General features: G+C 41.2%; 25 protein-coding genes, 1 pseudogene and 1 other annotated feature. Of the genes and pseudogenes, 1 reads left to right on the plus strand and 25 read right to left on the minus strand.

The features are described 5' to 3' along the window. Positions 1-67: 67 nt before the first annotated feature. The 24 genes and pseudogenes from ADI74_RS00355 to ADI74_RS00470 all read right to left on the minus strand — a co-directional run bounded on the left by ADI74_RS00355 (position 68) and on the right by ADI74_RS00470 (position 23248). Positions 68-2614, minus strand: a complete 2547-nt coding sequence (locus tag ADI74_RS00355; protein ID WP_049536289.1) for a M1 family metallopeptidase — start codon at positions 2612-2614, stop codon at positions 68-70. Between the two features lie 120 nt (positions 2615-2734). Next, positions 2735-3175: an ASCH domain-containing protein gene (locus ADI74_RS00360; protein ID WP_049536291.1), complete on the minus strand. Its 441-nt coding sequence runs from the start codon at positions 3173-3175 to the stop codon at positions 2735-2737. After that, positions 3172-3669, minus strand: a complete 498-nt coding sequence (locus tag ADI74_RS00365; RefSeq protein ID WP_049536292.1) for an NUDIX hydrolase — start codon at positions 3667-3669, stop codon at positions 3172-3174. The genes ADI74_RS00360 and ADI74_RS00365 overlap by 4 nt, the downstream gene beginning before the upstream one ends. Before the next feature lie 27 nt (positions 3670-3696). Next, complete coding sequence (locus tag ADI74_RS00370) at positions 3697-4233, minus strand: GNAT family N-acetyltransferase (protein WP_414717539.1); 537 nt, start codon at positions 4231-4233, stop codon at positions 3697-3699. A 1-nt stretch (position 4234) separates the two neighbouring features. Further along, a pseudogene (locus ADI74_RS00375) lies at positions 4235-4477 on the minus strand (NUDIX domain-containing protein); the annotation flags it as partial. Positions 4478-4487: 10 nt separating this feature from the next. Continuing rightward, positions 4488-5186, minus strand: coding sequence for a 3-oxoacyl-ACP reductase (locus ADI74_RS00380; RefSeq protein ID WP_049536295.1), 699 nt, complete (start codon positions 5184-5186; stop codon positions 4488-4490). After that, positions 5179-5415, minus strand: coding sequence for a DUF2829 domain-containing protein (locus tag ADI74_RS00385; protein WP_000141913.1), 237 nt, complete (start codon positions 5413-5415; stop codon positions 5179-5181). The genes ADI74_RS00380 and ADI74_RS00385 overlap by 8 nt, the downstream gene beginning before the upstream one ends. 69 nt (positions 5416-5484) lie before the next feature. Then, complete coding sequence (locus ADI74_RS00390) at positions 5485-6300, minus strand: hypothetical protein (protein ID WP_049536297.1); 816 nt, start codon at positions 6298-6300, stop codon at positions 5485-5487. A gap of 3 nt (positions 6301-6303) precedes the next feature. Further along, on the minus strand, positions 6304-6624 hold the full coding sequence (locus tag ADI74_RS00395; RefSeq protein ID WP_000665422.1) for a PadR family transcriptional regulator: 321 nt from the start codon (positions 6622-6624) through the stop codon (positions 6304-6306). Positions 6625-6764: 140 nt separating this feature from the next. Next, entirely contained in the window at positions 6765-9017 is a 2253-nt protein-coding gene (locus ADI74_RS00400) for a glucosaminidase domain-containing protein (RefSeq protein ID WP_080980317.1), read from the minus strand. A 110-nt stretch (positions 9018-9127) separates the two neighbouring features. Then, positions 9128-10114, minus strand: a complete 987-nt coding sequence (locus ADI74_RS00405) for a dihydroorotate dehydrogenase (RefSeq protein ID WP_192833021.1) — start codon at positions 10112-10114, stop codon at positions 9128-9130. Next, entirely contained in the window at positions 10077-10877 is an 801-nt protein-coding gene (locus ADI74_RS00410; RefSeq protein ID WP_007521582.1) for a dihydroorotate dehydrogenase electron transfer subunit, read from the minus strand. The genes ADI74_RS00405 and ADI74_RS00410 overlap by 38 nt, the downstream gene beginning before the upstream one ends. A 246-nt stretch (positions 10878-11123) precedes the next feature. Continuing rightward, the gene (locus ADI74_RS00415; RefSeq protein WP_007521580.1) at positions 11124-11504 is read right to left on the minus strand and encodes a VOC family protein; all 381 of its coding nucleotides are present in this window, start codon (positions 11502-11504) and stop codon (positions 11124-11126) included. Between the two features lie 97 nt (positions 11505-11601). Continuing rightward, positions 11602-14214 (minus strand): J domain-containing protein, encoded by a 2613-nt coding sequence (locus tag ADI74_RS00420; protein WP_049536303.1) that lies wholly within the window; start codon positions 14212-14214, stop codon positions 11602-11604. A gap of 13 nt (positions 14215-14227) precedes the next feature. Beyond that, positions 14228-15892, minus strand: coding sequence for a molecular chaperone HscC (locus tag ADI74_RS00425; RefSeq protein WP_049536304.1), 1665 nt, complete (start codon positions 15890-15892; stop codon positions 14228-14230). 173 nt (positions 15893-16065) lie between these two features. Continuing rightward, a complete protein-coding gene (rplT, locus tag ADI74_RS00430) occupies positions 16066-16425 on the minus strand; it encodes a 50S ribosomal protein L20 (RefSeq protein WP_000124834.1) in 360 nt (119 codons plus the stop codon). 51 nt (positions 16426-16476) lie between these two features. After that, positions 16477-16677 (minus strand): 50S ribosomal protein L35, encoded by a 201-nt coding sequence (gene rpmI / locus ADI74_RS00435; RefSeq protein WP_001125942.1) that lies wholly within the window; start codon positions 16675-16677, stop codon positions 16477-16479. A gap of 32 nt (positions 16678-16709) precedes the next feature. Next, entirely contained in the window at positions 16710-17240 is a 531-nt protein-coding gene (gene infC / locus ADI74_RS00440; RefSeq protein ID WP_007521573.1) for a translation initiation factor IF-3, read from the minus strand. 15 nt (positions 17241-17255) lie between these two features. Continuing rightward, positions 17256-17387, minus strand: a sequence feature (ribosomal protein L20 leader region). A gap of 157 nt (positions 17388-17544) precedes the next feature. Then, complete coding sequence (locus tag ADI74_RS00445) at positions 17545-18729, minus strand: hypothetical protein (protein WP_049536307.1); 1185 nt, start codon at positions 18727-18729, stop codon at positions 17545-17547. Next, the gene (locus ADI74_RS00450) at positions 18726-19319 is read right to left on the minus strand and encodes an ATP-binding cassette domain-containing protein (protein WP_049536308.1); all 594 of its coding nucleotides are present in this window, start codon (positions 19317-19319) and stop codon (positions 18726-18728) included. Before ADI74_RS00450 ends, ADI74_RS00445 begins: the two co-directional genes overlap by 4 nt. Before the next feature lie 47 nt (positions 19320-19366). Next, positions 19367-19615: a hypothetical protein gene (locus tag ADI74_RS00455; RefSeq protein ID WP_049536309.1), complete on the minus strand. Its 249-nt coding sequence runs from the start codon at positions 19613-19615 to the stop codon at positions 19367-19369. Between the two features lie 113 nt (positions 19616-19728). Then, on the minus strand, positions 19729-21969 hold the full coding sequence (locus tag ADI74_RS00460) for a DNA internalization-related competence protein ComEC/Rec2 (RefSeq protein WP_049536310.1): 2241 nt from the start codon (positions 21967-21969) through the stop codon (positions 19729-19731). Continuing rightward, the gene (locus ADI74_RS00465) at positions 21953-22612 is read right to left on the minus strand and encodes a helix-hairpin-helix domain-containing protein (protein ID WP_049536312.1); all 660 of its coding nucleotides are present in this window, start codon (positions 22610-22612) and stop codon (positions 21953-21955) included. The genes ADI74_RS00460 and ADI74_RS00465 overlap by 17 nt, the downstream gene beginning before the upstream one ends. Positions 22613-22678: 66 nt before the next feature. Further along, complete coding sequence (locus ADI74_RS00470; RefSeq protein WP_049536314.1) at positions 22679-23248, minus strand: GNAT family N-acetyltransferase; 570 nt, start codon at positions 23246-23248, stop codon at positions 22679-22681. Between the two features lie 179 nt (positions 23249-23427). Between ADI74_RS00470 and ald the strand changes: the two genes are divergently transcribed. Next, the gene (gene ald, locus ADI74_RS00475; RefSeq protein ID WP_049536316.1) at positions 23428-24540 is read left to right on the plus strand and encodes an alanine dehydrogenase; all 1113 of its coding nucleotides are present in this window, start codon (positions 23428-23430) and stop codon (positions 24538-24540) included. 50 nt (positions 24541-24590) lie between these two features. Here ald and ADI74_RS00480 read toward each other — a convergent pair whose 3' ends face one another. Next, entirely contained in the window at positions 24591-25577 is a 987-nt protein-coding gene (locus ADI74_RS00480; RefSeq protein WP_049536318.1) for a PhoH family protein, read from the minus strand. Positions 25578-25641: the final 64 nt, after the last annotated feature.

A 25641-nucleotide genomic window follows, 5' to 3' on the forward strand; every position in this document is an offset into this window, starting at 1 on the left:
AAAAAAAACTCAACTCTCTCTTGTTTTCAGATAGAAAGTTGAGTTTTTTATTTACATTTCGAATGAATTAAGCTTTGGCATATTGGGCTACAACAGCTTCGACTGCTGCTTTCTCACGCTTAATCAAGTCAACACGCGCTGCGATATCTTTGATACCCATACGAATGTTACGGCTAAGAGCAAGGTCAGAGAGTTGTGGCTCAAAGAATTCCTTGTACTCTACCAAGCGTTGCTCTGTTTTAAAGATATGCGATGGGAAGATGACAAAGCTATCAAAGCTCATATCTCCACCAAGGGCTGCCTTAATCCAATCCCAGTTTTCACGCGCCCAAACCCAAACAGTTTCTTGGGTAGCTTGGTGTCCGAGGAATTGGAGGTACCATGAAGAAAGGTCTTGTGGTTTGACCACAAATTTATCTTTCCATGAACGAATCAAGGTTTGGATATTGTCAGCATCTGTACTGTATGCTAGAGCAGCTGCCAACTGGCGTTTGAAAACAGCATCAGTGGCATGAGTGTAGAGGTCCAGATAAGTTGCGACCAAGTCCTTGGTCTCATGGTGTTTCATCTCATTGATGAGAACTTGAGCGCGGATGGCTGCTGGAAGTCCTGCAAGATTCTCCTTATGGGCTGCAAAGATTTGGCTAGCGACTTGACTAGCTTCTGCATCATTTGAGCGAATCATCATAGAAACGGCCAACTGACGAACCAATTCATCCTCATCTGATTCTCCATCTTTGGCTTCAAAACCAAGACGGTCATAGTTGTGACGAGCCAATTTAGCAACCAGACTGTTAAAGGCTTTCTCAGTTTCTGTTCCTTCATCGATAAAGCGCTCAAGGGCAGCAATCACTTGAGAAACAGCTGAAACCACAAGGTAAGACTCTTCCTTAGCAAGTTTATCAAGGACTGGGAGCAAGTCTGCATAAGAAATGTGGCCTGCTTCAGCCAACAAACGACGTTCTTGAACGATTTGCAGATTGCTTGTGTTATCAAGTGTCTCTAACTCAGCAAGAACAGCTTCTAACAAGTCTCCTTGATAGTCGGTAATGTAGTGGGCTGTATTTTCAGTGTTGAGACGGAGAGCTCCTTTATTTTCAGCAAGAAGAGTGGCGTAGCCAGGGATTTCGATGCTTTCAGTTTCGAGTGTATCTGGCAAACCTTTCCAGTTGCTGTTCAGTGGCACCACCCAGAGGCGGTTCTTGTCTTCGTGCTCACCGATAAAGAATTGTTTTTGCGAAATCTTCAAGACATCATTTTCAACTTTGACAGTGAGAACTGGATAACCAGGTTGCTCCAACCAAGAATCCATGAAGGCTGCAACATCACGACCTGATGCTTGACCAAGGGCATTCCATAGGTCACGACCAATGGTATTTCCATATTGGTGCTTTTCAAAGTAAGCATGCAAACCTTTAGCAAAATCAGCATCACCTAGCCAACGACGAAGCATGTGCATGAGACGACTTCCTTTGGCATAGACGATAGCTCCGTCAAAGAGGGTATTGATTTCGTCTGGGTGTTTAACTTCGACGTGGACAGACTGAACGCCATCAGTCGCATCACGTTTAAGTGCTCCCGGCACACCACCTGTTTGGAAGTCTTCAAAAATATTCCAAGTTGGCTCGATGGCATCCACACAGACATATTCCATCATGTTAGCGAAGCTTTCATTGAGCCAGAGGTCATCCCACCATTTCATAGTAACGAGGTTACCAAACCATTGATGGGCAAGCTCGTGGGCGATAACAAGGGCAACTTGTTGTCGACTAGCAAAGGTTGAGTTCTCATCCACAACCAAGTAAACTTCACGGTAGGTCACTAGACCCCAGTTTTCCATGGCACCAGCTGAGAAGTCAGGAAGAGCGATGTGGAGTGATTGAGGAATTGGGTATTTAACTCCGTAGTAATCTTCGTAAAACTCAATCGAACGAACGGCGATGTCCAATGAGAAATCAAGGTTAGATAGTGGGTGGGCTTTGGTTGAATATACTCCTACGAGGGTACCGTTTTTAGTTTTAGCGGTAACACCTTGCAAGTCACCAGCAACAAAAGCCAACAAGTAGGAAGACATGCGAGGTGTTGTCGCAAACTTCCAGATACCTGTCTCCTTGCGGTTTTCAACATCAATCTCAGGCATGTTTGACAAGGCTAACTCACCTTCTGCTTGGTCAAAACGGAGAGCGAGATCAAAGGTTGCTTTGGCTTCTGGCTCATCCACACACGGAAAGGCTTCACGCGCAAAATGGCTCTCGAACTGGGTAGACAAGACTTCCTTCTTGATACCATCCACTGTGTAGTAAGAAGGGTAAATCCCTGTCATGTTGTCTGTGATTTTTCCTGAAAAAGCGATGACCAATTCAACTTGACCAGCCTCAGCCAATTCGATATGAAGGGCTTCATTGTCATGGTCAACTGTAAATGAACAAGCTTGACCTGCAACTTCTACAGAAGCGATTTCCAAGTCTTTTTGGTGAAGGGAAATACGGTCACTCTGTGCTTGACCAGTAATGGTCACCTTCCCAGAAAAGGTCTTGGTCTCACGACTCAAGTCTAAAAATAAATCATAATGTTCAGGAACAAATTGCGTAATAAAATGTTCAACTGCTTGCATAGTTTTCTCCTATTCTAAGTTTAAGAGTTTTACTCTTCTTCAAACAAACTTATTATATCATGTTTTGCTTAAGAAAAAAGGTTTGGACGGTAATTTTCAAAACTTTCTTCCTTCTGCAGTCTAGAGTGGGTAGACCTTGCGAAATTCTTCCAAAACAACCTTGCTGTCAGGTGTAAAAGTCAAGCCCGCTTCCTCCAGCCACTCCGTGAAGAATTCCTCATGAACCTGACGCCAATAGGCTAAAGATTTGTCTCCCTCACCTTCCTTGTAGGCGTGGTCAGCAGAAACTTGATTGAAAGGCTGAACGGAAACCTTAGTAATTTCGACAATGCAGACAGCTCGATCTTGGCTATCTAAAATGACATCAAAGGTCCCTTCTTGTGGAAGGGGTTCATCCTCTAGTGCGTAAAGGTCGTAAGCTGAGGCGGTTGCCATCTTTTCACCTTTTAAAACCAAATCTGCCAAGAGATCGGCTTCTACTCCAAAAGCCCAAGCATCGATCTCATCGCCGATAGAGGGGTTGATTTGCTTGTATGCTTTCCACATTTCTTGCGGTGTCATGAGTGCTCCTTTTTTTCTTTTACCTTCCAATTTTTATAGCTTGTCATGTCTAAATCTGGAAATCCTCGTAACTCTGCCTTCACCTTCAATACTAAGGGTGAGGCATTTTCTTCGGTAATTTCTTCCAAATTCAACCAAATGACGTTTTCTGAATCATTGCTTTCATCATGAACCTCCTGAGAAATCGACTTCTGAGAGCTCTCGAAATTGAGTGCTATATCATAAAAGGCCATGATATGGTGTACGGCGAAGTCTTGCCCCTCTTCTTGAACCATCACGTCATACATCCTAGGATTAGAGTATCTGCTAAGAGAATATCCTGTCTCTTCAAGAACTTCCCTCTTGAGAGTTTCAATCAGTCCCTCACCTGGTTCTTGACTACCACCAGGTAGATCATAACGATGTTGATAAGGGCCTCTCGTTTTTTCAATGCAGAACAATTTCCCGTCTTGAAGACAGACTCCGTAGACGCCAAAGTGATTTTTGATTTCCATTTTCCACTCTTTCTAAGCAAAACTTATTTATTCCACGTTCAAATCAACATCTTCAAGATACACATAAATATCTTGTGGTTGCCACTCTCCGTTTTCATATCTCATCTGTTGGCGTCGCCCCTCAAATACGAACCCACAACTTACTAGCAATCGCTTCGATGGTTCATTATCAGGGAATGTCTGTGCCTCTAGACGATGGAAATGAAGTTCTTCTCGATTAATTTTTAAAAGTGATTTTAAAGCAGCTTTTCTATAACCTTTTTGAAAATACTGATTATGGATAAAGTAGCCAATCTCAGCCCAACTTGTACGGTCTCTTACTAATTTAGCAAGATAGATCATTCCTAAATGCTTTCCATCTTCCTTTCGAAAAATTCCATAGATATACTGTTCATCACATTTTCGTAAAGTTTGGTGATGTTCTACTAATTTTACAAACCACGATTTTGTACAAGGTTCCATATCCAATTTACCTTCATCATAAGGTAATTGTTTATCTAAACGATTATTAAAACCTTGATACCATGATAGATAATCATCAACTTCCAACTCTTTTAAAATAATCATCTTCTACCTCTTTAAAAACCATCACATCATATATCCTAGGATTAGAGTATCTGCTAAGAGAATATCCTGTCTCTTCAAGAACTTCTCTAATCAGCGTTTCCGTCAGTCCTTCACCAAGTTGCTGACTACCACCAGGTAGATCATAACGATGTTGATAAGGGCCTCTAGTTTTTTCAATGCAGAGTAATTTCCCATTTTCAAAGCAAACAGCATAGACTCCAAAGTGTTTTTTAATTTCCATCCAACTCCTCCTACTTCAAAGACCAGCCACCATCTATTGTCAAGATTTGTCCTTGCATGGCAGATGCGTGACCGCTAGTTAAAAAGAGACTGACTTCTGCAATTTCACTTGGCTCAATCCAGCGCTTGATTGGAGTTTCATTAGCCACCCAGTCAGCCAATCCACCTGGTTCAAAGTCTGCAGCGGTCATAGCTGTCTTGACCGCTCCCGGAGCGATACCAAAGACCTGAATCCCAGCTTTTGCATAGTCTAGAGCCAACTGCTTGGTAAAACCAGCCAAGGCATGCTTAGAAGAAGTATAGGCGTGTCCACCGCCACCTGCTAGGCTCGAAGCGATGGAACACATATTGATAATGGTCCCTTTTTTATTCTCTAGCATTTGTGTCAAATAATAACGAGTCAACTCAACAGGAGTCACGTAGTTGATTTCAAAAATCTCTTGAATTTCCTGGGCTGATTGTTCCAAAAGCGGCTTATAATCATCCAAGACTCCTGCAGTATTGCACAAAACATCCACATAAGGACACCAGTCAAAAATAGGCTCCAAGTCTAAGGTCAAATCTCTCTGTAAAAAGTGGAAATCACCCTCTAAGAGTGGATTTTCGCCTTGATCAACACCATAAACTTGATAGCCATTCTCTAAAAAGAGGCGAGCTTGAACTAGACCGATCCCTGAACTCACTCCCGTAATCAATACGCGTCTAGTCATGCACTTCTACCCAATCCGTCGCCAAAACATCACAAGGTGTCGGACTCCACATGGAAAAACCTTCTCCTTCTCCAGACACGTTGATTAGAAAATAAGGCGTCACTTCAAGTGCAACCCCGTTTTGCTCGATAGTGTCAAAAAGCTGCACATAGTTTTCAGCCCCGCCCCAACCAGTTCGTACATATTTTTTCTTGGCCTTTAACCCAGGCAGGATTTCTTCAAAAGTCATGTTGTTCTCCTTTAATGCTACATTCTTAGTTTAATTATAACAAAAAACCGTTTTCCAACGGTTTTTTGACTATATTTCACTCCATTTTATCTTCTTAAACCCACGGAACAATAGAAAAATTCCAATAAAGAGAACAGCTAAAGGAATAACTTTTGTAAGAAAAACATTTGAAATCCCCATCCACTGATAGTAACGGAGCAGAAAACCTACAACAAGATGGGCAGCAATCATACTGACAAAAGGACGAAAAATCGGTTCTTTCCAATTCCAAATACTGATGACTAGCGAAATCGTAAAAACAGATAAACTATCCCAGGGAGCAAGAAGATACAAGGCTCCTTCTTGTACGAAACTTCCTATTCCTACATATCCTAAAATGACTAGCAGAACAATACTTCCAACGACAATATAAGTGCCAATTTTCATTTTAGGAGAATCTTGGACTAAACTCCATCGTAGGATTGTAGCCACAATCCCAAATCCGACTAGAAAAAGAAGAAGTTGCCCTAAAAACGTAAGCAAATTGACTGTTAAGAGAGGGTCTTTAGAAAAATCACCTAATAGTTGATAGTAACGTAATACCGCTAGGACAAGGATTGGCGACAAAAGGAACTCTTTGATAGAATTGCGTGGTGCTTCCTTGAGTATTTCTTTCATTATTTTTTTAGGATTCTTCCCTAGATAATCCTCTGCACTCATGCCGTCTCGTTCTGCTTCTGAGAAATCGAGCATTATCAAATAGATCTGCTCTCTGAGATAATCCTCATCATAGAGAAATCCAGCAAGATTAAAACTATCCCACAGCTTCTCAAAATACTGCTGATTCTCATCAGAAAACTCATGCAACAACGTGTTTGTTTCTTCGTAATACTTCATTTTTTTCATGGTTTAACCCCCATTCTTAATCCCTTCTACTTTTTGACTCAAATCATCCCATTGTTGCCAAAAGACTGAGACACGCTCTTCACCTTCTTTAGTTAACGAAAAATACTTCCGATCTGGACCATCTGGCGACGGTCGCATGTCACCTCTTATCCATTGGTTTTTTTCTAACTTTTGTAACAGCGGATAAATAGTTCCTGGAACAATGGTGTCAAATCCAGCCTCTCGCAAAGTTTGAACCAACTCATAGCCATATCGCTCTTTTTGACCTATCATATCCAAGACACAACCTTCAAGAACACCTTTTAATAGTTGAGTTTCCTTCATTCCTTCCCCCTTCTATCTATTTTGTAATACATACTAGTAACTTCATCTATAATATACCACTTTCACACTAGTTTGTAAAGCATAATAGTTAAAGAAAAAAACGATAACCACTTTGCAGTAGTTACCGTTGATTTTTTTGATTAGTCTTTCCCACCAAGTCTACTATTGATGGTCATCATGATGCTGGCTATTTTCTCACCCCAGTATGGATCAGAAGCATAGCGAACATTCATTCCAGTTGCCTTGTTTCCAAGGTGGTCTCTGCCGTAGTCAATGTAATTCTCACGAATCCACTTGGCCGCACCGAGAATTCCTTTGTCCACATTATCAAAGCTCTTGGCTGAGAGATATGGGCTCGTATCATAAGCCGCAATACCAAAGAAGTTGTTCTTATCTCTGGCAATTTGACTTCGACCCCAAGCACTTTCAAGGGCACTATGGGCCATCAAGTAAAGGGCATTGACACCGTAACGTTCCTCAGCCTCTTTGAAAGTTGCTCCTTTACCCGCTAGAGGACTATCCTGCAAGTTCATCATCGAATACAGTTTATTCAACTCAGCTGCACTATAATTACTTGGTTCTCTCAAGTTTTTATAAAGGAAAGGATTTTTAATGGTAAAGCCATCAAAATGCTCTCCATCAGTTGAGTAGTACTTCTTACCAATAATCATTGCAGAGGTGTGTGGAGCTACTTTGATACTCGTATATGGAGAGAGTTCATGGTAGAGGAATTTCCCATCACTAGTATAATGAGGGATAAACTCGCTTCCTTCATCCACTGCTGTCAAATCACTTTGATTCATATAGCCAGACAAGCCAGAAATCGAAACTGCAAGTCGGCCGCCTTTTCGCGTTGAGCTATCCAGTGAAACAATACTTCCTTGATTAATGTAACTCAAGATTTCTCCAGATGCACTGTAGACATAGGCTGTGATGGGTTTAACTTTGTAATATTTGGTTTTATCCGCAACATGCCATTTACCGGAAGCATCCAAGGTATGACCATCTACAGTCTCGTTTTTTGCCATATAACCGCCTGATTTAAGGTAGTACCATGATTGGTCGGATGAATCGTAGATAAGCTCTTTCTCAGCCATCTTCCCGTTTGACTTGAGGTAGAACCAATTGTTCTTGTACCACACCCACTCACTTGCAGCCATATAACCGCCAGATTTGAGATAGTAGTAACCATTATCCCAGAGCCATTCTTTATTGGCATAATTTCCATCAGAGTTAATATAGAACCAAGAGTTATAATTCTTGTCAAAGAGCCACCCTTTGCCAGCTTTTGCTCCACTGCTCGTCACATAACTGCGGTCAATCCAAGTTTCCGTAGAGAGGTAGCCACCGGATTTGAAATGGTAATCCTTGCCTTTGATCGTTTCCCAGCCTTTTTCAGCATAGGTTCCGTCCTCTTGCAGGTAGAACCAAGACTGGTAATTTTTATCAAAAAACCACTCTGATTTTAGCTTGGCACCACTCTTAGCAACGTAGAAACGCTCAATCCAACTTTCTGTAGAAAGATAGCCACCTGATTTGAAATGGTAATCTTTTCCATCAATTGTTTGCCAGCCTTTTTCTACATAGTCGCCTTCGGCATTGAGATAGAACCATGATTCGTAGTTTTTATCGAAAATCCAGCTTGCTTTTGCCTTATGGCCACTTGAAGTTACATAAGATTTTCCAAGCCAGGTATTTGTAGCCAGATAACCACCCTGTTTAAAGTAATAATCTTTCCCTTCAACTGTTTGCCAACCGTTTTCTGCGTAGTTGCCATCCGCTTTCAGATAGAACCAACTGCTGTAGTTGGCATCATAGATCCAAGACTGTTTGACCTTATTCCCTTTATCAGATAGGTAGTAAGAGCCAAGCCAAGCATTTTTCAGCATTTTACCTTGTGAATTGATGTAGTATTGGTTCTCCCCTTGAGTGATCCACTCATCTTTGGCCATTTTCCCGTCTTCTTTAAGGTAATATTTTTCCTGACCTTGTTGAATCCATTCGTTTTGAGCTTTCTGACCATTAGACTTGAGGTAAAGCCAACTCTGTCCTTCTTGGTCAAAAAGCCACTGGTCCTTGGCCTTGGCCCCACTAGAATTGACATAATATTGGGTGACCCAAGTATTTGTAGCCAAAATTCCATTAGCATCAAAATAGTAGTCCTTGCCAGCAACAGTCAACCAACCGTTTTCTGCACGTTGACCATCTTCTTTAAGATAAAACCACTTCTGATGCGTTTGGTCAAAAAGCCATTGCTTGGTTGCTGGTTTCCCATCTGCTTTGAGGTAGGTCTTTCCTTGCCACGTTCCCTCTTCTGCTTTTGCTGTCTCCACTACAGTAAAAAAACACCCCAATAAGCCAGCACTTACTAGGGCCACTTTCCATCGTTTCATTTAAATGCTCCAATAACGTTTTCTAAACCCTATTGTAACATAGTTAACCGACGGAAATATTACAAATTGATGAAGATTCTATTTCTTGTTGACGATAAGGAAGACCTAGCTTATCTCAGACTGGCTTTGACTTCCTGACGGATATCTTCCAAACTGCTAATGCCATATTTGTCCATGACTTTTGGCAGATTTTCGATAATGTCAGGACAGGCGTAAGGATTGGTAAAGTTGGCTGTTCCAACCCCAATGGCAGAGGCACCAGCCAGATACATTTCTAGCGCTGCGTCAGCAGAATCCACTCCCCCCATTCCAATGATGGGCAGGTCAGTTGTTTGGGCGACTTGGCGTATGAGTTTGAGGGCTACTGGAAAAACTGCTGGGCCTGACATCCCACCCGTTCCATTGGCTAAGATTGGTTTTCTAGTTTTGAGGTCAAAGCGCATACCGACAAGAGTATTGATCATGGTTAATCCACTTGCTCCTGCATCTTCTGCGGCTTTAGCAATAGTAACAACATCCGTTACACTAGGGGTTAACTTGACATAGACTGGTACATCAGAGGCTTCCACAGCTGCTTTTACCACTTCATAAGCTAGATCCGGATCTTGCCCAATCAAAAGTCCATGATTGCCGTGATCCACATTCGGACAAGAGATATTGAGCTCGATCGCTTTTACATTGACTGCCTTGGATATTCCACGAGAAACGGCTGCATACTCTTGTTTTGAAAAGCCTGCAACATTTGCGATGATGGGAAGCGTAGGATACTCTCTTTCCAGCCAAGGCAACTTCTCAGCTAAAACAGCTTCTAAACCAGGATTTTGCAGACCGATTGCATTGAGCATACCGGCAGGTGTTTCTGCCACCCTGGGAGTTGGATTTCCAAAACGGGGTTCTAGTGTCGTCGCCTTGATCATAATGGAGCCTAAAAGGTCTAAATCATAGTACTTGGCATACTCCTGTCCAAAACCAAAACAGCCAGATGCTGGTATGATAGGATTTTTCAAGTCCAAGCCCGGGAGAGAAACTTGTAAACGATTTGTAGTCATGACTTTCTCCTTATAATACAACTGTTCCTGTACGGAAAACAGGACCATCTTCACAGACGCGTTGGCTGACCGTCTCACTATCTGGCACTTTTAGAACGCAGGCATAGCAGGCCCCCATCCCGCAAGCCATACGAGACTCTAGAGATAGATAGGCTCTTGGGTGGTCATAAAATCTTTGATTGATGTACTTCATCATTCCTGGAGCCCCACATGAGTAAACAGCATCAAACTGATTTTCTAATTCATTGATGACAACTGACACATTTCCCTTAATACCATACGAACCATCATCTGTCGTAACAAAGACCTGACCATATTGGGCCAATTCCTTTTCGAGGATAACAGCATCCTTGTTAGCAAAACCGAGGACTGTTACTACTTTCACCCCACGCGCATGCAATTCCTTGGCTACTTCGAGCAAGGGCGGAACACCAATCCCCCCACCAACGAGGAGAACTTGGTTCTGGTCGTCCAGATCAGACAAGTCAAAACCATTTCCCTGAGGCCCCATCACATCAAGAGTATCTCCCTGACTTAATGTTGAAAAAATAGTGGTCCCAGCCCCCTCAATCCGATAAATGAGATGACACTGCTTGTTTGCCTTATCGATAGACGAAATTGAAATAGGACGACGCAAGAGATGGGCATCATCAGGCACACGCAAATGTAGAAATTGGCCTGCTCGCATCGCTTCAACCATTTCTCCTTCTAAGACTAATTCAAAGATTGCTGGCGCAATTTCCTCCTGTGCAACCACCTTCATGGTTTCTAAACGAATCGCACCCAAACGCTTCTTACATGTGGGATTCATGATTTTCCTCCTTAAATTTTAAGGGGATCAGATAAAGAAAAAACCTTGCTAATGCAAGGTCTCAGTCGAGATAGGACAGAACTCATGTGCACACTTAAAAAGTCTCCACAGAGAGTCCCCTATCCCTTTTATCTGACACCTTGTGAGTCTCTCTGGACTCCCCTTAAAGGTTAAATTTGTATTAGTATACTCTTTCAAAGAAAAAAAGTCAAGTAGAAAACGAACATTCTACTTGACCTTACTGGATTATTTTTCACGAATGACTTCGACCTTGTAACCGTCAGGATCTTTGACAAAGTAATAGTTTGGTTGAGTTCCTGGAAGTCCATTAGGGGCTGTCACCTCATAGCCCTTCTCGCTATGTTCTTGATGTAAGGCCTCAAGGTCAGGTGTACTGAGGGCGATATGGGCGAAGCCATCTCCTACCACATAAGGACCGTGATCATAATTATAGGTTAACTCCAACTCGTAGTCATCCCCCTCAAGTCCTAGATAGACAATCGTGAAGGCATGGTCTGGAAAATCTCTGCGACGCAATTCTTTAAAACCAAAAGCATCTTGATAGAATTCGATTGATTTTTCAAGGTTTTCTACTCGTAAGCAAGTGTGTAGCATTTTTGAAGCCATTTTCATTACCTCTTTCATTTGAATAGTTCTATTATACCTTTATTCAGGAAAATTTACTAGAAACTTGAACTAGAGTCCTCTTCTCTACGCTTTCATTCTAAGAAGCACTTTTACGATTTTCCTTGCGTATATTGCCAATAAGGAAAAGTATGATAAGGATAAAAAGTCCCTCGAGGAAGTAGAAAGCAAATTCGCTGTTCATGATTAGTAAGTCTTTGTAATGATAGTTATTACCGAAAACTGAATTTGGTGCGAATAGGATTCGGAACAGTCTTCTTAGGAAAATAAAGATCTGCAATCCATAAATCATAAAGACCTTCTTCACACCAATCATGAAGCCTTGATCCTTTGTAAAATAAGACAAGGCAACTCCATTTAACAAGAGGATAACAGTTATAGCCAGAGTTTCATTTCGTAGAATAGTTGGATCAAAGATATCTAAACGGCTGTGAATGTAAGGCAACGTTTGAAAGAGTAGGAGCCCCAAGATTGCTGGTATGAAAATTTTCTTAAGAGATGGTGGAAATCCAGGACTAAATCTTGTAAAAGATAAGCAAATCACAAGGATTGCAAAAATATGGAAGTAAGCTATGGCAACTCCTGAAATAGTCTGGCTTTGATTTACCAAAGCAGAAAGAAAGCCAGCAGAAAGAAAGATACCGATAGGAATCAGCTTATCCAAAGAATAATCCCACTTCAGCCCCTGACTCACTTGGAAACCATCGATGAAGCTGAAAAATGTAATGAACATAAGGGCACCAATGAGACCAAACGGTAAGGATGGAATGACGAGGGTCAATAACAAGATTAATAGGAACCATGGATGGGGGCTGTAGTAGAATTTCCGTTTTTCCCCCCTAGCAGTCACTCCCTCCTCAATCGGTGTTTGCCTTAATTTTAGCATATAGACGTAAAAGAGTGAAAACATACCCGCATGAACCCATGAATTATAACCCGGTCGCTCTAGAACACTAAGTAGCAAACTTACAATCGTAAAGAGGCCAAAGAAAACCTGAAGAAATTTATTTTTAAGGACCTGTCTTTTTTTCCAATCCGAATAAGATAACTTAGCCTTTGGATGACAAAGTTCATAGGCATAGACAGTCATCTCTTCTAGTTTCTGGTCTGTCTCTTCCGTCATCATTTGGGGAGCCATTTTAGAAGTCGGAAAAGGAGCTAAAACATATCTCAGGAGCTCGCCATCTGTGAATCGATGGTACTCCTTATAAATCTGTTGAAGCAAAACCGTTAGAATGCGTGATCTTCCTTTAAAGTAGCTTCTCCACTTCTCCCAATCATTGATATCTTCATCACTCTTGGTGAGCTTATCAATATAAAGATAACCTTCATGGTACCAGTAGTCAAAATTTTCTTTTTTATCTAGTGCGTACTCCTCTACCACTGAAGGATAAGACTGGACACTCTTCCAGAAATGAAGCTTTTTCAGATATGGATTTGTTTCCTCATCACTGTAACGCTCCACAAATTGGAAAACAAGGGCTAACACTTTCGCATTGGTTAAAGGATAGACGTCCACTTTTTCTAACAAATAAAGTAGGAGAGTATGATCTTTAACTGTTTCAAAAAGATATTGCCAATCACGTAACAGTTTGTATTCGTCTTGATAGCGAGCATGCATCAGCTCATAAAAGGCTGCCTCAACTTCATCTGGATTATCTAGAGAGTAGTGACTAAAGTCAACATTTTCCCCGAATTCCTCTTTTACTTGCTCTAAGTAATGAGCCAAGTCATCCAAGAGTGGATAATCCTCTTCATACATGACTTGTCGGTTTTTTTCAAGGATATAAGTTAAAACAGGAACGCTTTTGATTATTTGACGATACTGATTTACTTGATCCAAGACTATAAAGGCCAAATAGGGGTGCTTGAAAAACTCTATCCAAGAACTTAATTGATTTGCTTTGTTAGAATCTTGAAGAATTTCTTGGCAAAGTTGATAGGAATAAGAGAATTGCTCAGTGGCTTCTTGTGCGCTTTCAAGCGAACTTCCTTCCTCTTCTGCTATATCTCTTTTGACCTTCCAGTACTTCAGTTTATAGTAATATCCCCAGTATTTAAAGTCAGTGATGTAGTCTTCCAGCAAAGGAATGACGATAGAAAATTGTTCCGATTTGTTGAAAATATAAACATCCATTTCCTCTAAAACGGATTGAACAATATCCATATCAAACTGATACTGATGAAAGAACTGACGCCATAGATGTTCTTGTTCCTCTAGGTTATAGTCATCATTCCCAACAATACTTTCAATCGCATTTCGAATTAAATAGGCTTCTTCATTATAACTACTAAAGTCAAGGGTGGACTTTGGCTCATCCTCTTCTGCTTTAAAAGTTTCAAAGTTAAAGGAATCGCTGGTTTTATCAGATGATTGCTGATAATCACTGAAATCAAGACTTGATGTTTCAAATTCTTCGTTCTCAATTCTCGTTTCTTCAGTCAAGTTTTCAAAGTTGAGACTAGAGTTAGGCTTTCCATTCGCCTCTTCTTCAAGTTCAGTAGCTTCTTGAGAGTCACTCGTTTTTCTAGACCTCGCATAAGTCAAGGCTTTTTGGTAAGCTTCAACAATTTCTTGATAAATTTCTGGTTGGTCTTCTGGGTGATAGAGCCGGACCAGTTCAGCATAACGTCTTCTAATAAGCTTGACGTCAGTTGTTGGCTCTATCCCTAAAGTTTCCCATATATTCATATCGTCTCCTTTTCTACAGTCCTCGCTCTAGGAACTCTAGGTAGTTTGAAAATGATTGATAGAGTTTAGGTAAGTGGTACATAGAAGCTTGGTTCACTTCTTCTTCAAATTGTCTAGTTGATGCCATCAATTCTTCCCTTCTTCTTCCTAAAAGCATACTGTAAAGACGATTTGCTTTCTCCATCAAGAATCGGTAAACCTCTGTTTCTTGAGCATTAATCTTATAGCGAGACAATTCTGCTTGCTTAACCTTGATTTCCTTTTCTGTCAGGGTAATGCTATCTTGGAGAATAACATGACTAAAGACTTCCTGTGTTGAATCAATTTTCACTTCGACATCCAAAATTCCATTTAAATCATAGGTAAAACGAACTGTTAAACTTTCTTTTTCGCGAGTATTCACAGGTACGGGAACTTCTAATTCACCTAAGAACAGGTTTTGTGAAGCCTTCATCATCTCACCTTGATAGACCTTTATCTTGACTTGGCTCTGTCCCAATTCAGCAGTATAATACTGCTCAATGCGTGAAGCAGGTAGGGTGGAATTTCGTTCGATAATCGGCGAAAAACGGTCTCCAACTATCTCAATCCCCAGTGTAAAAGGACAAATATCAGACAGCAGCAAATCTCGTATCTCACCCTTGCGTTCTTTTATTCCTGCTAGAAGGGCACAACCTCTCGCAATCATTCGATCAGGATCATCAGATACCTGAACCATTTGATTGATACAGTAGGACAAAAAGTCCTGAACCAAGCGGAGTTTTGAAGTCCCACCAACAAGAACAAAGTTATCTGATGATACATAGCTATAGCGTGCATCCATCAAGGCACGGTCCAAAACAGCCTTAACACGAGCCAGCAGCGGTTGACAAAGCTCATAAAAACGCTGGTAGCTCAAGTCTAAAGAGTATTCCTGATCTTGGTCCATCACTGTCATCTTCACTTCTTCTTTATCATTGAGTTCTAGCTTTGTCTTTTCAGCCTGTACCAGAATTTTGCTATAAAATTCTCGGGAAATCGTATCCTTGGTTAATTGATTGGAGACTAAAAATTCCTCAGCAATAGCTGCAGTAAAATCTTCTCCTCCCAAGCGATTGTCTCCTGCGATTGACACGATTTCAACGATGTTATCAAATAGCTCTACAACTGAAATATCCAGAGTGCCACCACCAAAATCGACTACAATAAAAGATTGATCTTCTTGGTTTACCATAGACCTTTTAGCAAGAGCTGCTGCGGAGGGTTCATTGATAATCCGATCAATCTGAACGCCTGCAAATTTCCCTGCTAGTTTGGTCGCATAGCGTTGAGCGTCGTTGAAATAGGCTGGAACACTGACAATCACTTCCTCGACCTTTTCTCCAAGATAGGTCTCTGCATCGTCTACCAACTTTCGAATGATAAAAGAGCTTAATTCTTCAGCCTTATATGCTCGATTTCCTAGGGACAACTCATGTTTAGTCCCCATAAAACGCTTGAACTGTGAAACCGTCTTGTCCGGGTGGGTCACCAAGCGTTCCTTGGCAATTTTTCCAACTATAATCTCATCATTGTCATCCAAAGCCACAACAGAAGGCGTCAAATATTCACCAAAAGCATTGGGAATCAGCTTAACCTGACCATCTTGATAAACCCCTACCAAAGAATTTGTCGTTCCTAAATCAATACCTACTATCATCTTCTTCTAACTCCAAATCTTTTAGATATTCCTATTATACAAGAAATATCCTATTTTCTTTGAAAAAATCTGTGGTTTACTCTCTAAAATAGAAAATCATTTAAGGTAAATAAAAAAGTTTCACCCTACACCAGCGGTAAAAACCACGAGAGTAAGAATGAAACAGTTTGTTATTATTTACCAAGTTTTGCTTTTGCTGCATCTGCAAGAGCTGTGAAAGCTGCTGCATCGTTAACAGCCAAGTCAGCAAGCATTTTACGGTTTACTTCGATCTCAGCCAATTTCAAACCATGCATCAATTGTGAGTATGAAAGTCCGTTCATACGAGCTGCCGCGTTAATACGAGTGATCCACAATTTGCGGAAGTCACGTTTCTTTTGACGACGGTCACGGTATGCATAGTAGTAAGAGTTCATTACTTGTTCTTTTGCAGTACGGAACAAGATGTGTTTAGCTCCATAGTAACCTTTTGCTAATTTAAGAATACGTTTACGACGTTTGCGTGATACAACGCCACCTTTAACACGTGCCATGTTTTATTTCCTCCAAATATTTCCTAGAATTGTTTACTTACTGTTAGGCTATTATTTCAAGCGAGTAAGCATTGCTTTGATACGTTTGAAATCTCCTGAATGCACCATAGATGCTTTACGAAGATGACGACGTTGTTTCTTAGTTTTTCCGTGGAAACGGTGAGAAGTGTAAGCACGGAAACGTTTAAGTCCACCAGAACCTGTACGTTTGAAACGTTTAGCTGATGCGCGGTGTGTTTTTTGTTTTGGCATGATTTTTTCTCCTTTATTTAACTTTCTGACAATTATTTTTTGTCAGTTGCTGGCGCCAACTGCATGAACATTTGGCGTCCATCCATTTTAGCACGTTGTTCGATGATTGCAATATCTTGTGTTGCTTCAGCAAACTCGGCTAAAACTTTTGCACCAATCTCTTTATGGGTGATCATACGCCCTTTAAAGCGAATGGATACCTTAACTTTGTTCCCTTTTTCAAGGAACTTGCGAGCATTGCGAAGTTTCGTTTCGAAATCACCCTTATCGATAACTGGGCTCAAACGAACTTCTTTCACGGTCACAACGCTTTGTTTTTTGCGTTGCTCTTTTTGTTTCTTCTGGTACTCAAATTTGAACTTACCGTAGTCCATAATTTTAGCAACAGGTGGTTTTGCTTGGGGTTGAATCAATACTAAGTCAACATTTGCACTATCAGCCAATGCTTGCGCTTCGCTGAGTGGCTTGATACCTAGCTGTTCTCCCTCAAGACCGATCAAGCGAACTTCACGTACACGAATTTCATCATTGATGAATAAGTCTTGCTTTGCTATGGTTTTCACCTCTTTTTTATTATTAGAGAAAAACAATAGCGGACTCGTAATGATACAAGCCCGCACGTTATGATAGCGTTTCTTAGAAACTTTTCATCCGTAGGGCCAGGCAACTTGATGTCACAAGGCGAGAAGCTCTCACTTCTGCTTTTCTCAACTTTTATATGATACCAAGTTTTCTATCCCTTGTCAAGATAAAAAGTTATTTTTTAAAAAAACTTTCTGTTTTCTTCTTGATATCCGCATCAAAAAGAGAGAACCTAGTTGGTTCCCTCCCTCTGTTAGTTTTTTCCTCACTTTCCGTATAGGAATGCTAAGACCTATTAACAACTTCCTTTTTACGTGAACTTCCCCATCTTTCGATAAATAGAATCCCCACTAACAAAAGGATAAGCAGGCAAGGAAGTAAGACCATCCCCATGCTCCAATTTAGATTGACATTATCAATTTGCTTAGGTAATCTTCCAGATAAAATCTCCACTGAACGCAAGTAAGTAAAGGGAATCAGATGTGCAATCTTTTGGAGAGGCTGGATCGTTTGGATACCAAACAATAAGCCAACAATCCCAATGAGGGAAAGAAAGAGGACAGGCATTTTTTGCTTGAAAAAGTATGCAATCAAGTACACGATTTCCACAATGACGATAAAGGCTAAGAAAGTTAAGAGCAAGCTAGGAAATAACACATCTTGTATCTTCCCAATAGTTACCTCTTGATTCGTTAAGCTATAGAACGGGTAGGGATAATCTAACTGTCCAAAACCACTTATCAGACTTCCCACTAGAAAAGAAAATCCACAGATTCCGATAAACAGCACGGTTACATAACTCACCCCAACTCCAAGAGAGGACATGGCAAATGTCGCTTTTGAAAAAGGATATAACTGAGCTGTATCGAGATTATTTTGATATCTTTCTGCGAACAGTTGTGTTAGCATAAAAATAATACCAATCACAAACAAGCTTGGGATGATAACCTCTAAAATCCAGACAATCTGATCAATCCCGTGGGTCGGATAGTCTAAATTGTGGGCTTTTATGTTCAAGGGATATAGTGCTTGGTAAATCTTTCGTTCGCGGTCAACCGCCATTTTTAAGTCAGAGCTAGAAGTCGGTTCCTTCGATACAATTTCATAACTCTTTTCTTCAGCTTGCCACTGCAAATAGTAGGCTTCTTTCCAGCGCCCTTCTTTTAATAAAGTCAGAATTTCTTTCTTTTGCGTCAAAAGATTTTTTTGTATGTCTAAATTTTCTTTAGCAAATTGGTATTCCTCTGAGCTGGTATCAGACATTTGGGAGAGTTTCTCTTCATTTTCATTGATAGCTCTCTCGTTAGCTGCAATACGAGTTTCCAACCGATTCTCAAAGCTGACTGAGTTTGCAGTCCGACTATTGAAATAAAAGGTAACACCGAGAACAGATGCAAATAAAGCTAAGATAATCCAGTTTAAGCGACTTTTGAAAACTTTCTTTAATAAAAATAGGCTAATATCTTTCATAACGGAACCTCTTCTATCTGCCCCTGACGAATAGTTACGATGCTATCGCAAATCTCCATTAACTCCTCTTTGTAGTGGGAACTCAAAAGAACCAGCTGTTCTTTTCTATCGATTTGTGCCAGCCTATCAAAAAACTTCTGTCGATAATACTCATCTAAGCCATTTGTTATCTCATCCATGAGCCAGCATTTCGCCTGACTGAGGAAATACATAGCAATCACCAAGCGTTGCTTCATCCCTAAGGAATACTTACGAATAGGAAGGTTGATATAGTCAGACATTTCCCAATAGGCGATTTCGTCCCCCAAGTTTAGGTCTGACTTCCAGATATTTTTTATGAGACGAAGGTAGTCCATCCCACTTAAGTTTCCATCCAGCCATTCAATACTCTCATAATAAAATAAAGAAGGAGGGACTGCGATATTTCCACTACTAAGGGGAAGTAGCTTGCTCATGGCTCGGAACAGGGTCGTCTTTCCCGAGCCATTGATAGCAAGAAGGCCATAAATCCTGCCCTTTTCAAATGTGAAATCAACATCTTGTAAGATGACTTGTCGTGTTTTTAAGGTAACATGAGTAAGAGTTATCATATACAGCCCTCCTTTTTTTCACTCTTTAACGATTGATAGTTTCCTGTCTAGTAGTTAATGACCTCATAACGAGCGTAGTTCCAGCCTCCGCCAACTTTATACTCAGAATAGCTGTAATAACGAGACCATTCCGGAATGACCTTATATCTATATGCATGGTAATTCATTCTAGACTCATAGAAGGCATTCCAGTCATAGCGATAATTTTTAAGAACGGTCTTAGCAGATACACTAGACTGAAAAAGACCAATAGATAACAAACTAGCTAATAAAACAACTTTTGCTGATTTTTTCATGGTTATCATTGAATTTGTATCATTAGTATTGAAGACGCTTTCATTATATCGTTTTTCCCTGTATTATGCAACAGATTTTTAGTCCATTTCATTAATATATAACATTTTTCTTCCTATCGAACGCTTTCAATTCGCCAACTTTTCCAACCTTTAAAGCGAGTAGCTCCGTTCTGGTCAGTTCGGTAAACCTTACTCTTGATACTTTCCAGTCGTGTCAAGGTTTCCTGATGGGGGAGTTTTGCACGATTGTTCTTACCCACTGAAATGAGAGTAATCTCTGGTTTGAGTTTTTCTAGAAAAGCTGGATTTGATGAGGTTTTAGCACCATGTTGACCGACTTTTAAGACATCCACCTCTAAGGTAGGGTATTGCTTTAGAAGATCCTTTTCTCCCTTCTCCTTCAAGTTTCCAGTAAAGAGAAAGTACTTATCCATGAGTTTTCCATAAAGAAGGAGAGAATCATCACGATTCCCATCTCCAATCTTCCCTGGAGATAGGACTTCTAAGTAACTGCCAAAAATCGGAAAATTCTCCCCTGCTGTCACACTGCGTACCTTGGTTTGAGTCGCTTCTAATTCTGCCACAAATTCTTTCTGTGTCAAACTTCCTTTTGATACTAAAATCTCCCCTACATGGAAAGCCTTGGTCACCTCCAGCAAATCTCCAACATGCTCCTTGTCTGTATTGGTCAAAATCAGCTGATCAATCTTATCTACTCCTCGACTTTTAAGATAGGGAATCAAGGTCCTCTGGGCATTGCTGGTTGTAGACTTTTGCTGCCAAGCTTGGATTTTTTTGTCGGATTCTGCCTTACCTCCTACATCTATCAAGATAGTTTTACCAGTCATATCCCGTAGAAAAATGCTTTCTCCCTGCCCAACATCCAGCATGGTGATTTCATTTTCCAGCGGGTGTTTGGTTATGAAAAAGAGTCCCACGATAAAGAGGCTGAACCCTGCTACTCTTTTGATGTTTTTCCTAAAATCATAGACCAAGGCCAATGAAGCTAAGAGGAGAATCAAAAGCCATGCGTTTGGTTGTCCAAAGACCAAGGGCCTACTTGCCATCTGCGAAACCAAGCGAATGATGCCCTCCAACCACTCAAAAATAAGGTTAAGCTGGGTGATTGGATAAACAAAAGACAGAATGAATAAGATAGACAAAAGTGGTAAGAAAACCAAGTCAAAAAGAAAGGAAAAGACAAAGGTTAAAAGGATAGACCAAGGCTGAAATTCTGCAAAATAAAAGGAAAGAATGGGCAGTATTCCCAAGGAAATGACCAGACTTTCTCTGGCAACAGCCTTGAGCCCCTCGCCTTCTTTACTAGTCATGGTCAAGATAAAGGCGTAGGCGCAGGACAAGACACCTCCTGCCGTTAGGAAAAAGTTAGGCATGATGATAAAGAGGACAAGAACAGTCAAGGCAAAATTGTCCAAGCCCTTAACACCATGTTGGGATAGTAACTTTTGTAAGAGACTTCGAATGACCGAAGCTGAGAATCCTGTCAAACCTGCATAGATAAGGGAAAAGGGATAGGTCAACCACTTCAACTTTTCTTGGGTAAATCCCAATCGTAAGAGGAGTTTCTTAAAGGCATCCATGAAAAAGCCCACCTGCATACCCGACAAGGCAAAGAGATGGATAATTCCAAGACTGGAATAGAGCTCATTCATCTCCTCGAAGTCAGTATCCAAATGTCCTAGCAACAGCCCTGTCATATAGTTGCGCATAGGGTCGGGAAAGTGCGTCTTGATCCAAACAATAGCCTTTCTACGTAGACTCGATAGGTTTTCACCTATATCCCAACTGCTAACCTTTTTCATTGACTGGATGCTCTTGATAGTCAAAGTTTGGTAAATCCCCTGAGTTTTCAGATAGGCTTGGTAGTCAAAGCCACCAAAATTCCTCTGACCTTCTGGCTCGGAAAGTTTTCCTTCTAGTTCAATCTCATAAAGATCTGTTAAGGCCTGAAAGTGCTCTTTCTCCTCCTCGGACTGGAGTTTATAGTAAACTTGGAAGGTGCGTCCTTCGGCCTTGCCCCGAAAGGACAGGCTATCTCCATTGACCTTAATAGTGTCAGGCAGAATCCGTACCCTTTCAACAGAATCCGCAAGATTTTGACTAGCTTGACTCTGGTGCCAGTTTTGAAACAGAAACCAAAAGCCAAAGAGTCCACAAATCGCTAGAACTCTACTAGCCGATTTCCAAGGAAATTGGAAAAAGAGACAGACGAGCAAAAAAACAAAACCTAGCAGTGCGAGATAGGACGCTCCAAAAATGGCATAGTAAAGCCAGAGTAACAGAAAACTCAGATAGATTAGGGGGATAGGGAAATTCTTAATCCACTGTGACATAATCTTTTAGCTTTTCTATGGTCTTAGCCCCAATACCAGAGACTTTCTTGAGTTCATCTACTGACTTAAATTTACCATTTGCCTCACGATGGTCGATAATATCCTGGGCTCGTTTACCACCCAGTCCCTTGACCTGCTTGAGCTCTTCCAGACTAGCTTTATTTAGGTTGATCTTCTTTTCTTTACTTGACGAAGGAGTCGTTCCAGAGGCAGCCCGCTGACTAGCTGCTTCTTCCCCCTTACTCGGGACGTAGACCAGAGCCTCGTCACTAACTTTCTGAGCTAGATTGAGCGACTTGCTATCTGCTTGCTCTGTCAAGCCACCAGCCTTTTGAACGGCATCATGGACCCGACTTCCTACTGGCAAGTCATAAATCCCTGGTGATTTGACAGCACCTTTGACATCTACTGTTATTAGATCTTGTTCAGGGGACTCTTCCTTTTCTTCCTTTTCTTCCTTTTTCACTTCTTTTTCGGTAGATGTCTCCTTTGAAACAGCGGCAACTTCAGCCTGCAAATTTGTTTCTTTCACAGATGTTTGTGAAGTTGGCTTTAGTAGGAAAAATGCGCCCAAGGCCAAACCCAAACCAGCACAGATGACAATGATTTTATACTCTTTGATTTTCTCGATAATTGCTTCCATATTTTCTCCTCTCTTAAGTTATTCGCAAGAGAAAGAAAAAAACAGCTGAAAAATCTTTTCAACTGCTTATTTATTTGCAAAATAGTCTTCCTTGGTCAAGACATAATGAACTCTTGTAACGATTCGTCCTTTTTCATGCTGGTCCATACAAGCGTATGGTTCTGCATGGGAAAAACGCATGCCTGATTTCTGCATGACCTTTCCTGACGCGGGATTATCCTTATCATGTAAAGCAACTAACTTGTTCATTCCAATCTTCTCAAAAGCTAGCTCAATCACGGCTCGATTGGCTTCTGTTGTCAATCCTTGATTCCAATACTTTTTATTGATAATGTAACCAATAGCTGCCTTCTTAAGAACAGTATCAATCTTGTGCAAATCAATGGTACCGATAAACTGACCATTGCTTTTTAGTTCTATCCCCCATCGTCCCAAGGGATTGGCCAAGTAAAACTGAGCAATGTTATTCTTAGTTTCTTCTAAGCTTTGATTGGTTGGAAAAGTGTAGCGCGTATTTTCTCTGTCTGAGGCATACTCAAACATAGCTTCCGCATCATCCAAGGTTACTGGTCTAAGCACTAAACGTTCTGTTTCCACTATTGGATATTGGGCTAGTTTTAAAAAGATTGATTCCATACTTTCCCTCCTTAGAAAGGTTTTTCAACCATTTTAGCAAAAAATAAAGGCCCTAGAAATCGGTTTTTCTTGATTTTTATCCATCTTTTATATAAAATTAGTACATCACAATAAATAATCTGGTTCTCTCTGTGATTGTTATGATTAGAATCCAGATATAGAATAAGGAGACAACCTTTATGTTAATCGGAATTCCAAAAGAAATTAAAAATAACGAAAACCGTGTCGCCCTCACACCTGCTGGTGTCCATAGCTTAGTTTCTCGTGGACATCGTGTCCTCATCGAAACAAATGCTGGTCTCGGTTCAGGATTTACTGATGCTGACTATCAAAAGCAAGGAGCTGAGATTGTCGCTACTGCTGCTGAAGCCTGGGCTGCCGAATTAGTCGTGAAAGTAAAAGAACCACTAGCTTCTGAATACGGTTATTTGCGCGACGACCTTCTCCTCTTCACCTACTTGCACATGGCCGCTGCTCCAGAATTAGCAGATGCTATGTTAGCAGCAAAAACAACAGGAATTGCCTATGAAACTGTTCGTGATAATCAAGGACAACTACCACTCCTCGTTCCTATGAGTGAGGTTGCAGGTCGTATGGCGGTTCAAATCGGAGCTCACTTCCTTACCAAACAAGCTGGTGGCTCTGGTGTCCTACTAGGTGGTGTGCCGGGTGTTCCAAAAGGAAAAGTAACCATCATCGGTGGTGGTGTCGTCGGTACACATGCTGCCCGCATCGCTCTTGGACTCGGTGCTCAAGTGACTATTTTAGATATCAGTGCCAAACGACTCTCAGTTCTAGAAGAAGTCTTTGGGAATCAAATCCAAACTCTTATGTCAAATTCTTTCAACATTGAAGCAAGTGTGAGAGATGCTGATGTGGTAATTGGAGCGGTTCTTATCCCTGGTGCTAAAGCACCGAAATTGGTGACAGATGAGATGGTCAAGCAAATGCGTCCAGGCTCTGTCATCGTTGACGTAGCCGTTGACCAAGGTGGCGTTATCGAGACAGCTGACCGTGTGACAACGCACGATGAACCCGTCTATGAAAAACACGGTGTTCTCCACTATGCCGTTGCCAATATCCCTGGTGCAGTTGCTCGTACCTCTACTATCGCCCTAACCAATGTCACTCTTCCTTATATCGAAGCTTTGGCCGGCAAAGGATTCGCACAAGCAATCTCTGAAGATGAGGGCTTGCGTCAAGGTGTGACCACTTATCAAGGTTACTTAACTAGCCTACCAGTTGCTCAAGGACTCGATAAAGATTATACGTCTATCGACGAACTTGTTTAAAGCTAGACACTCATTAAAAAAGAGCAGTTCACATCTGAACTGCTTTTTTTCTATTCTGTTTCTTGGTTCTTTTCTTCAACCTTAACTGGAGCTGGTTCATAAGCTCGGATAATCTGAGCAACAACAGGATGACGAACCACATCCTTGGCTGAAAAATGAATAAAGTCAATTTGGTGAATGTTCTTAAGCTTTTCTTGGGCATCAATCAAACCGGACTTGACATTACGTGGTAGGTCAATCTGACTGATATCTCCATTGACAATCATCTTAGAATTAAAACCTAAACGCGTCAAGAACATCTTCATCTGCATGATAGTCGTATTTTGTGCCTCATCTAAAATGACAAAGGCATCATCCAAGGTCCGTCCACGCATGTAGGCGAGGGGCGCGATTTCGATAATTTCACGCTCCATGAGACGAGTCGTTTGGTCTTTCCCCAGAATCTGATACAAGGCATCGTAAACAGGTCGAAGATAAGGATCCACCTTCTCCTTGAGATCACCCGGAAGAAATCCAAGACTCTCACCAGCTTCCACTGCGGGACGAGTCAGGATAATCCGCTTGACCTGCCCACGTTTAAGGGCTGTCACTGCCAAGGTCACTGCAAGAAAGGTCTTCCCAGTCCCTGCAGGTCCGATTCCAAAGGTCACATCATGCTGTTTGACACTGTCCACATAAAGTTTTTGACCCAAGGTTTTGACACGGATAGGTTTCCCAGTATTGTCCTTGATAATTTCTTCTTCGTAAAGGGCGACAAACTTGTCGATTTCATCGTTTTTGACCATGCTAATCGCAGTCACCACATCTGGCGTCCCAACCGTCATTCCACGATTCACCAAAACCATCAAGGCTTGGATAACCTGACGGGTTTCTTCACATGCAGCTTCTTCTCCCAAAACCTGCACAATCTCCGTACGAGCATGAATCACAACATCAAGCTCTTCTTCCATCAAACGAAGATGGCGCTCATTGGATCCAAAAAGATGAAACAGGTCATCTGGATGACTCAGTTGAATGTCTATTGAATGTTCCTTCAAATAAAGAACCTCTCTAATCCTTTTTTTCTTTTTATTATAGCAAAGAGAACAATAAAATACTAGC

This window comes from Streptococcus pseudopneumoniae (assembly GCF_001074565.1).
Lineage (GTDB): Bacteria > Bacillota > Bacilli > Lactobacillales > Streptococcaceae > Streptococcus > Streptococcus pseudopneumoniae_J.

Bases quoted from the DNA above. Each gene is read 5' to 3' on its own strand.
- ADI74_RS00420 (WP_049536303.1), bottom strand. From the start codon at position 14,214: ATGAATATATGGGAAACTTTAGGGATAGAGCCAACAACTGACGTCAAG.
- ADI74_RS00395 (WP_000665422.1), bottom strand. From the start codon at position 6,624: ATGAAGGAAACTCAACTATTAAAAGGTGTTCTTGAAGGTTGTGTCTTG.
- ADI74_RS00470 (WP_049536314.1), bottom strand. From the start codon at position 23,248: ATGGAATCAATCTTTTTAAAACTAGCCCAATATCCAATAGTGGAAACA.
- rplT (WP_000124834.1), bottom strand. From the start codon at position 16,425: ATGGCACGTGTTAAAGGTGGCGTTGTATCACGCAAACGTCGTAAACGT.
- ADI74_RS00425 (WP_049536304.1), bottom strand. From the start codon at position 15,892: ATGATAGTAGGTATTGATTTAGGAACGACAAATTCTTTGGTAGGGGTT.
- rpmI (WP_001125942.1), bottom strand. From the start codon at position 16,677: ATGCCAAAACAAAAAACACACCGCGCATCAGCTAAACGTTTCAAACGT.
- ADI74_RS00455 (WP_049536309.1), bottom strand. From the start codon at position 19,615: ATGAAAAAATCAGCAAAAGTTGTTTTATTAGCTAGTTTGTTATCTATT.
- ADI74_RS00355 (WP_049536289.1), bottom strand. From the start codon at position 2,614: ATGCAAGCAGTTGAACATTTTATTACGCAATTTGTTCCTGAACATTAT.
- ald (WP_049536316.1), top strand. From the start codon at position 23,428: ATGTTAATCGGAATTCCAAAAGAAATTAAAAATAACGAAAACCGTGTC.
- ADI74_RS00465 (WP_049536312.1), bottom strand. From the start codon at position 22,612: ATGGAAGCAATTATCGAGAAAATCAAAGAGTATAAAATCATTGTCATC.
- ADI74_RS00360 (WP_049536291.1), bottom strand. From the start codon at position 3,175: ATGACACCGCAAGAAATGTGGAAAGCATACAAGCAAATCAACCCCTCT.
- ADI74_RS00365 (WP_049536292.1), bottom strand. From the start codon at position 3,669: ATGGAAATCAAAAATCACTTTGGCGTCTACGGAGTCTGTCTTCAAGAC.
- ADI74_RS00390 (WP_049536297.1), bottom strand. From the start codon at position 6,300: ATGAAAAAAATGAAGTATTACGAAGAAACAAACACGTTGTTGCATGAG.
- ADI74_RS00385 (WP_000141913.1), bottom strand. From the start codon at position 5,415: ATGACTTTTGAAGAAATCCTGCCTGGGTTAAAGGCCAAGAAAAAATAT.
- ADI74_RS00450 (WP_049536308.1), bottom strand. From the start codon at position 19,319: ATGATAACTCTTACTCATGTTACCTTAAAAACACGACAAGTCATCTTA.
- ADI74_RS00410 (WP_007521582.1), bottom strand. From the start codon at position 10,877: ATGAATCCCACATGTAAGAAGCGTTTGGGTGCGATTCGTTTAGAAACC.
- ADI74_RS00380 (WP_049536295.1), bottom strand. From the start codon at position 5,186: ATGACTAGACGCGTATTGATTACGGGAGTGAGTTCAGGGATCGGTCTA.
- ADI74_RS00460 (WP_049536310.1), bottom strand. From the start codon at position 21,969: ATGTCACAGTGGATTAAGAATTTCCCTATCCCCCTAATCTATCTGAGT.
- ADI74_RS00400 (WP_080980317.1), bottom strand. From the start codon at position 9,017: ATGAAACGATGGAAAGTGGCCCTAGTAAGTGCTGGCTTATTGGGGTGT.
- ADI74_RS00405 (WP_192833021.1), bottom strand. From the start codon at position 10,114: ATGGTCCTGTTTTCCGTACAGGAACAGTTGTATTATAAGGAGAAAGTC.
- ADI74_RS00415 (WP_007521580.1), bottom strand. From the start codon at position 11,504: ATGGCTTCAAAAATGCTACACACTTGCTTACGAGTAGAAAACCTTGAA.
- ADI74_RS00445 (WP_049536307.1), bottom strand. From the start codon at position 18,729: ATGAAAGATATTAGCCTATTTTTATTAAAGAAAGTTTTCAAAAGTCGC.